Source organism: Hydrogenophaga sp., from assembly GCF_051007235.1.
Taxonomy (GTDB): domain Bacteria; phylum Pseudomonadota; class Gammaproteobacteria; order Burkholderiales; family Burkholderiaceae_C; genus Hydrogenophaga.
In genome coordinates, this window is the sequence record NZ_JBPCSJ010000169.1 from 1 (window position 1) to 8,536 (window position 8,536).

At 71.1% G+C, this 8,536-nt stretch carries 4 protein-coding genes and 1 pseudogene; 2 read left to right on the forward strand and 3 right to left on the reverse strand.

Annotated features, from left to right (window positions below):
- Positions 1–767: pseudogene (locus ACR2JA_RS06020) on the forward strand (hypothetical protein); the annotation flags it as partial.
- A gap of 60 nt (positions 768–827) precedes the next feature.
- On the opposite strand, the gene ACR2JA_RS06025 reads toward ACR2JA_RS06020, so the two are convergent.
- The gene (locus ACR2JA_RS06025; RefSeq protein WP_434008203.1) at positions 828–5,483 is read right to left on the reverse strand and encodes a type VI secretion system tube protein Hcp; all 4,656 of its coding nucleotides are present in this window, start codon (positions 5,481–5,483) and stop codon (positions 828–830) included.
- A gap of 121 nt (positions 5,484–5,604) precedes the next feature.
- Between ACR2JA_RS06025 and ACR2JA_RS06030 the strand changes: the two genes are divergently transcribed.
- Entirely contained in the window at positions 5,605–7,101 is a 1,497-nt protein-coding gene (locus tag ACR2JA_RS06030; RefSeq protein WP_434008204.1) for a methyltransferase regulatory domain-containing protein, read from the forward strand.
- Between the two features lie 30 nt (positions 7,102–7,131).
- On the opposite strand, the gene ACR2JA_RS06035 is transcribed toward ACR2JA_RS06030, so the two are convergent.
- The gene (locus tag ACR2JA_RS06035; RefSeq protein WP_434008205.1) at positions 7,132–8,052 is read right to left on the reverse strand and encodes a D-hexose-6-phosphate mutarotase; all 921 of its coding nucleotides are present in this window, start codon (positions 8,050–8,052) and stop codon (positions 7,132–7,134) included.
- A 25-nt stretch (positions 8,053–8,077) separates the two neighbouring features.
- A partial coding sequence (locus ACR2JA_RS06040; RefSeq protein WP_434008206.1) for an ATP-binding protein occupies positions 8,078–8,536 on the reverse strand: 459 nt, incomplete at its 5' end.

Sequence of the window (8,536 nt, forward strand, 5' to 3'; positions counted from 1 at the left end):
CATTCAGCAAGCGATGGGGCATGGCGTCAGTCTGTACAGCGTGTGGGACGGAAAACCGCGAGAAGGCACGGTTCTGCCGCGGCTGCGCGCGGCCACTTGTGTCGCTGGGCTCGCCCGAAGCGTCTGCTGAACCGGCGGCCGACGCCGCCAGCCCACACCACCACGCCAGTCGCTCGCCTGGTGGCGCCCGCCGCGCCGCGCGCCAGCGGCACACCGCCATCCGATGGGGGTCGGGCGCTGCCGTCCTGGTGGCGGTGCTGGTCGGCTGGCAGCTGTGGCCGCGCGAGGCGGCGGTCGAGCCGGCATCGGCCGCGATGGCGCCTGCCGATCCTGTGGCGCCGGTGTTGGTGGCGGCCACGGTGCCACCGGTGGTGCTCGCGGCCGCCAGCACCCCCCCGACGCCCACCACCGTTCTCACTGACGCGATGACTCCGCAGCCAGCAGCACCTGCCAAGCCTGTCGTGGCGCCGACGCGCGTCAGGCCGGCGCCGGCCAGGCCCAAAGAAGCGGCGGTGGCTGCCGCACCCGCGCCTGCGTCTCCCCGCAGCGAACCCGTTGCGCCCGCCACCGTGGCCGAGGCAGCCCCGGCGCCCGTGCCAGCACCCAGGCCCCGTGGTGTGGATGAAGCCTGCGCCGACCGGGGCAATTTCTTGAGTCGCGACCTCTGCCGCATCCAGGCTTGCCGCAACCCGGCGCAGGCCGGAGACCCGGTCTGTGTGCGTTTTCGCGAGATGGAAGAGGCCAACCGGCGCCGTGGCGACAACTGAGCGCAGCCAGGCACTCCCCGGCCAATGCGCTGGCTGATCGGTGGGCGCTTGGTCAGCAGCTCAGATCAGGATATCCCCCGCGCTGACCAGCGACACGCCCAGGACCTGCAGCTGGAAGTCGGCCGCCGCGTCGCCATTGAGGTCGCCTTGCAGCAGCCATTGCCCGGCCAGGGGGGCGCTCAGGCGCAGTTCGCCGGCGGTGCCGCTGAAGCTGGCCACCACCCCGCTCAGCCCCAGGGCGGTGAGGTCGATCTGGTCGAGTCCGGTCTGGAAGTCGGCGATGCGCTCGCCGCTCAGCCCGATCTCGTCGGCCTGCAGGTAGCGGAACAGGTCGTTGCCGGCGCCACCCACCAGCGTGTCGCGACCGAGGCCGCCGATCAGTGTGTCGTTGCCGTCGCCACCGTTCAGACGGTCATCGCCCCCCTCGCCCCACAGCACGTCGGCGCCGAGGCCGCCGTTGACGGTGTCGCTGCCAACACCGGCTTCGATGGTGTTCGCGGCGCCGTTGCCTGTGAGCGAGTCGTTTCCGTTGCCGCTGCGCAGGTTTTCAATGGACTGCAGCGTGTCCATGCCGTGCCCGGTGTTCTGGGCCACGAGGATGGACAGGTTCACCGTCACCGCCGCGTTGCCGGTGAAGACGGCGGTGTCCAGGCCCGCCCCGCCGATCAGGGTGTCGTTGCCGGCGCCGCCTTCCAGGGTGTCGTTGCCGTTGCCCCCCGAGAGCTGGTTGTCCAGCTCGTTGCCGGTCAGCCGGTCGTGGCCCGAGCCGCCGGTGAGGTGCTCGATGGCGATCAGCGTGTCCAGGCCCTGCGTGCTGCTGATGAACTGCTCCGTGCCCGAGAGCAGCAGCGACACCTGCACCCCAGCCGTGTCGGTGGCGTAGACGGCGGTGTCCTGGCCGTTGCCGCCATCGAGCGTGTCGTTGCCGGCGTCGCCGCGCAGCAGGTCGTTGCCGTTGCCACCCAGCAAGCGGTCGTTGCCAGCGCCGCCCACCAGCGTGTCGTTGCCGGCGCCGGCGTTGATCGTGTTGGCGAGCTGGTTGCCGGTCAGCCGGTCGTCACCACTGCCGGCCGAGACGATGTTCTCGATGCCCACCAACTGGTCCATGCCGTGGCCGGTGTCTTGCGGGCCCGCGATGGCCAGGCTGACGGTGGTGCTCTGGGTACCGACGAACACGGCGGTGTCGATGCCAGCGCCGCCGTCCAGCAGGTCGTCACCGGCGTCGCCTTGCAGGCGGTCGTTGCCCGCGGTGCCGTACAGGCTGTCGTTGCCGCTGCCACCGGTGAAGCTGTCGTTGCCCAGCCCGCCCTGGAACAGATCGGCCAGATCGCCGCCGGCCTGCGTGTCGGCACCCGCTCCGCCAAAAAAGGTCTGGCCCGGCACGTCGCCCACGAAAACGCCGAACGTGCTGGTTTTGACCACGCCCTCGGGGGTGATGGCATCGATGCTGAGGGTCAAGGTCTGCCCCACCAGGTGTGCGCCGATCTGCCCGGCCACCGTCACCACACCGGTGGTGGCGTTGATGGCGAACAGGTTATCGGGGTTGGTGCGCAGTTCGAAGCGCTCGGCCGCGGCGGACGACATGTCCAGACCGATGCGCGATCCGAGTACCGCGTTTTCGGTGGTGGCGTTCGGTGTGGTGTCGCTGTCCACCGGCGCGGTGAAGGGCACGCCGGTGCCGATGACGGGTGTGGCCAGGTTCCGTGGGTCCACGCCCTGGGCCGCAGCGCTGTCGTAACCGAAGAGCAGCGGGTCGTTCACCGGCTTGCCGGCGTTGTCATAGCGCAGGGCCACGACGCCGAAACGGTCGGCGCTCAGGCTCAGCGCGGTCTGTGGCGCGGCGTCGCCCGAGGTGCCTGACTGGCCAATGTGCGTGAACTGCACGCCGTTGAAGCGCCAGTCCAGCACCAGCTCCGGTGTGCCATCCAGCTGGAGGTCTCTCACCCCGTGGATCTGGACCGCGTCCAGGGTGCGGCCCATGAGCAGCGGCGCGAGCAGGGCGGCAAAGTCCGAGCCGGCCTGCAGCTGAAGGTCCACATCACCCAGTGCAGGAGCACCTTTGGACAGGTCGGTGGGCAGCGAGAAACCGTCCAGCTCGAACCAGCCGAGGTGGCCTTTTTCGGTCACGTTGCCGTACACGCCGTCGATCTTGAGGAAGAAGCGGGAACCGCCGCCCGCCAGCGCACCCAGGACGGGGGCGGCAGGCTGCGACAGCGCGGCAAAGGGCAGCTCGGTGTTCTTCACCGTGTCCCAGCCGAAGGTGGTGGCCGCGGTGCGCTTGCCGCTGGCGTCCAGCCCCCAGGTGCTCAGGCCCAGGCTGTCAAAGCCCAGGTCCAGTCCGTCGCCGAACAGGTCGCTGCGCTCGTTCAGGTGCTGCACGGTGACCTGGTTCAGACGCAGTTCGTACAGGGTCTGGCTGGCAGTGCCCGTGTTGGCCACCCCCAGCACCCGCGCAGCGCCCAGCGGTGCACCGCCGCCAAACTGCTGTGCCAGCAGCGGTGCCAGGCCCTGTGACAGATCCAGGTTGAGCGACAGGGTGCTGAAGGCGGGCTTGCCCGAGGTGGCGCCGCCCGCGCCCAGGCTGACCAGGCTCTGCAGGTCCAGCGCGAAGTCGCCCAGCTGGAAGGCGCCTTCGAGCCCCTTGCTGCGCACCCCGCCATCGATGCCGTCGATGAACAGGTAGTGGTCCATGGTCTCCGGGTGCCCGTACTGCTGCGCTCCGCTGCTGGCCGCCGGCAGCGCGGTGCTGCCCGCCTTTTCGTTGACCAGGTCGTAGCTGTAGACCGTACCCTGCACGACCTGCCCGCGCCCGTCGAGCCAGTCTTCGTCCAGGCTGATGGCCTCATAGGCCAGGGAAAAACGCTCCTGGTTGCCGCTGCCTTCGCCCACGCTGCTGAACAGCACGTCCTGCAGGCGGATCTGCTGCAGCGTGACCGGGCCGCTGGCGCCGTTGGTCACCCCTTCGATTTCGACCGCCGCCACGCTCTTGCCACTGGTCAGCTGGCTCAGCAACAGGGGCAGTGCGGTGCCCGCGTCGAACACCAGTTGCAGTTCGCCCGGGTCCATGGGACCACCGCCCGGGGTGCGCTCAAAGCGCAGGTCCAGATCGCTCAGCTCGAACCAGCCCTTGTGGTCGGCGTCCACCGAAGGCCCACCGATGCCGTCGATGCGCAGGTAGTAGGTGTTCAGCCGGCCGGTGTCGCCCGGCGCTGCCGTTCCCTGCGTGGGGGTGCCCACAGCGGTGGCGTCGATGCTCTTGTTCTGCGCGAAGTCCCAGCCGAAGCTGTTCGTGGTGTTCAGCGTCCCGGCGGCGCTGTAGCCCCGCTGGATCAGCCCGATCTGCTGGAAGTCCAGCACCAGCGATTCCGGCGCCCCGGGCCCGCCCACAGCGGCCTGGATCAGGCTGACCCCGCCCAGCCGCAGGGTGAAGGGCGTGAGCGTGCCGCCGCCGGACAGGAGCTGGATGCCTTCGATCTCCAGGTTGCCGATCTGGCCGGTGTCGCCCGCGCGCGCCAGCAGCGTGGCCAGGGCCGGACCCAGGTCCAGGTCCAGCGTCAACGGACTGAAATCCATGCCCTTGCCGTTGGCCACGAGATTGCCCTTGCTCAGCAGCGTGGGGACCACGGCGCTCAGGTCGAAGTCCGGCAGGTCGAACCAGCCTTTGTGTTTGGCGTCCACCGAGTCACCGCCCAGGTTGTTGAACCGCACAAAGTACTGACTGCCCAGGCCGCCCATGGCGCTGGGCGATGCGGTGGCCACCGCCTCCTGCAGCTCGGCAAAGTTCACCGCCCTTTCGGTCTCGCGGTCCCACCCGAACGACACCGGCGTCAGCGGCAGCCCCTTGCCGTCCACGCCAGTGAAGCGCTGGCCCACCTGCCCGTAGTCCAGTTGCAGCCGCTGCTCCGTGCCACTGGCGCCGAGGCCGTCCATGCCGGTGATGAAGACGTCGTTGAGGCGGATCTCGTGCACCAGCGTGCCCAGGCTGTTGATGCCGTGGATCTGCACCGCGGCCAGTTCCTGCCCGCCGGCCAGCCGGGTCAGGATGGGCGCCAGACCCACGCCCAGCGCCAGCTGCAGGTCCAGGGGCGCTCCGTCGGGCTGGGCGCCAGGTCCACCCGGTATCGGTCCGTCGAAGCCCGTCAGTTCGAACCAGCCCGAGAACGCCTTGTGGGTGGCGTTGCCGCTGACGCCGTCAAACCGCACGAAGTATTGCGTGCCGGCCCCACCTGAGAGCAACTGCGTGCCGCCGCTGGCCAGGTCCACCGTGTCGGCGTCCACCGGTCTCAGCAGCGCCGCGTCCCAGCCAAATTCGGCGTCGCGCACGGCCTGGCCCTGTGCGTTCAGGCCGTAGTCGATCACGCTGATCGTGCGCGCGTCCAGCGTCACGCCCAGGCGGCCGGGGTCGCCGTTCTGCCAGGCGCTGCTCAAGCCGCCCACGGACACGTCGTCCAGCCGGATCTGCTGCAGGCGTTGGCCGTCGGTGGAGACCATCTCCAGCGTGACCGCATTCAGCAGGGTGCCGTTTTGCAAAGCGGGCTGCAGCGCGGTCAGCAACTGCATCGAGGCGGTGCCAAACTGCACCGATGACAGGTCACCGAACCGGCCGCTGCCGTCCAGCAAGGCGTCCAGTGCCAGGCTGTCGATGGCGAACCAGCCCTTGTGGTCTTTGTCCAGGCTGTCGCCCAGCACGCCGTCAATGCGAAGGTAGTAATTCATGGGGGTTTCCGTCCGCTGGCAGCGGTGCACCCGGGCACCGCACTGCTACATTTGTTTACGAATCAAACCACAGTGCCGGTTGGCCGGCAAGTGCCACCGTACCCATCTTTGAGGGGTTGCCATGTCCGATGCCCAAGCGCCCGCTTCGGGGCTGCTGTACGAGTCGCTGCCCTACCCGGAGACCCAGCCCTCCGCACTGGCGGCACTGGCGCGGCTGTTCGGGCGGCGCCCGGTCCCGGTGGCGCGGGCCCGCATTCTGGAACTGGGCTGCGCCGGCGGCGGCAACCTGGTGCCGCTGGCATCGCGGTACCCGCAGTCGGAATGTCTGGGCATCGACCTGCTGCCAGCCCATGTGGCCCAGGCGCAGGCGGCCGCGGACGCGCTGCGGCTGGCGAACCTGCGCGTGGTCGCGGGCGATCTGGCCGGGCCGCAGCCTCTGTCGGGCGAGTACGACTATGTGATCTGCCATGGCGTGTACAGCTGGTGCGGCCCTGCGGCGCAGGCCGGCATCTGGCGCCTGCTGGCGCGACACCTCGCGCCGCAGGGCGTGGTGTACCTCAGCGCCAACGTCTGGCCCGGCTGGCACTTGCGCGGCGCCTTGCGCGACGGCATGCGCCTGGGCGACGACCCGGCGCTGCCGCCGCGCGAGCGCGCCGCCCGTGCCCGCGCCTGGCTGGCGCGGATGGTGCCATTGAGCGACCCGGCCACGCCCTGGGGTGTGCTGCTGCGCCAGAGCCACGAACAGCTGGCCACACAGAGCGACAGCTACCTGCTGGGCGAGTACCTGGCCCCTTTCAACCAGCCCAGCCACTTCGCGGAGCTGGCCCGCGCCGCGCGGGAGACCGGGCTGGTGCACCTGTGCGACGCGCGTCCGAGCGCCAGCCACCCCGGCGACAGCCGGCCCGAGCTGCACGCGGCCGCGCAGGCCGAGGCCGGCGCCGACCCTGTGGCCTACCAGCAGGCGCTGGACTGGCTGCAGGGCAGGCCCTTCCGCCAGACGCTGTGGGTGCGCGCGGACGGGCCGCTGCCGCCCGGTCCGCAAGCGACGGGTCTGGCCGGGCTGCACGCCGCAGCCGCCTTGCAGCGCGAGGGGGACGACGCGTCGGGTGCGGCGCGCTTTCGCGATGCGCAGGGCCAGCGCCTGAGCACCAACGACCCGCTGGTGGTCGCTGCGCTGGACCGGCTGGGTGCGCAACACCCGGGCACCGTGCCGGTGGACGACCTGCTGGCCGGCGCCGAAGCGGAGCTTCCGGGGGGCGCGGCCCGCCTGGCGCAGGCCCTGTTGCAGATGGTGGTGGCCGGTCCGGTGCAGTTGCTGGCCGATCCGGTGCAAGCCGGTCATGCCGACGCGGTGCGCCCCCAGGCCTGGGCCCTGGCGCGCTGGCAGGCGGCGCAGGGTCAGACCTGGGTGACCAGCCTGCGCCACGGTCCGGTGCGGGTGGACGCCACCGGCCGCGCCTTGCTGCAGATGGCGAACGGTCAGCTGGACCGGGCGGCGCTGGCGGCCTTGCTGGCCCGCGCCTGGCCCGGTGCTGCCGCACCCGCGCCCAGCCAGATGGATGTTGTGCTGCAGCAGGCCTTGCAGCGCATGGCGGCGCAGGCCTTGCTGGTGCCTTGACGCCCACCGGCACCGCCGTGCCGGGCTGGCTCAGCGGCAGGGTTCTGCGTTCAGCTGCTGTGCCAGCGTGTGGTGGTCACCCGGGGCCAGCGTGACCGCGTCGCCCGGTTCCACGTTGGTGGTTTCCACGCACACAAATCGCTGGTAGGCGTCGTCCGGCAGGTCGGCCATGCCGGCCGCGATGGTGGCCCAGGGGTTCCACACCACGGCGGTGCGGCTGCCTTCAGAGGCGATGCGCACGCGGCGGTGCAGCGCACCGTCCACCAGGGTCAGCGATGGCGGCGTGCCGGTGTAGATGCGGTCCACCTCGGCGGTCACGGTCACGTCGCCGTCTTGCCGCCGGACCGCGCCGCCCGCTCCGGCCGCCTTGTCGACGTACGCACAGCCGTCCAGCCCCTGCACGCGCGCCTGTGCGATGTCGCCCACCGCGCAATAGCTGTGCAGCGCTTGCGTGACGGTGAACGGTGCGCTGCCGGTGTTGTGCGTGGTCAGCGCCAGCGTCAGCGTGGCACCCACGTTGACGGTGAGGGACAGGTCGAAAGCGTGCGGCCACAGGGCACGCGTCTCGGCCGTGTCGCGCAGGCCCAGCACCAGCCGCGTCTCGCCACCGGACAGGGCGGCGGACTGGCGCAGGTCCCAGCGCCGGGTGCGTGCGAAGCCGTGCGCCGGGCGCCCCAGGCCCTGCGGGTCGGGCCCGAACCAGGGCCAGCAGACCGGCACGCCGCCCCGGATGGCCTTGCCCGGCTGGTAGAGCGCCTGCTCGCTCACGAACAGCAGGTCCGCCACCGCGCCGCGCGGCCGGTAGGCCAGCACCTGGCCGCCGTGCAAACAGATGCGCGCCGTGGCGTGCGCGTTGTCCACGTCGATCATGGGCAGCCCACCCGGACCCTCGATCACCGTCAGGTGTGTCGGGAGGCCGTGCGCGGCGTTCAGGGCGCGGGTGGTGGTCATGGTGTTGTCGGTTCGGGATGGGGGCTCAGTGGCCCGATCGCAGGGCCCGGCGGTACTGCACCGCCTCGGCCACATGTCCCACGCCCACGGCGTCGCTGCCGGCCAGGTCGGCGATGGTGCGGGCCACGCGCAGGGCGCGGTGGGTGCTGCGCGCGCTCCAGCCCAGGCGCGCGGCAGCGGTGTTGAGGACTTTGAGCGCGGCCGCGTCGGCCTGGATGTGCTGGTCCAGCGCCTGGCCGGCCAGGGCCTGGTTGGTACAACCCTGGCGGCCCTGGGCTCGGTGGCGGGCTGCCACCACCCGCTCGCGCACGGCGGCGCTGGCCTCACCCGCACCGCTGTTGAGCAGGTCGTCGGGCGGCAGGGCGGGCACTTCCACGTGCAGGTCGATGCGGTCGAGCAGCGGGCCGCTGAGCTTGCTCTGGTAGCGCGCGATCTGGTCGGGCGTGTCGCGGCAGGCGCGCGTGGGGTGGCCCAGGTAGCCGCA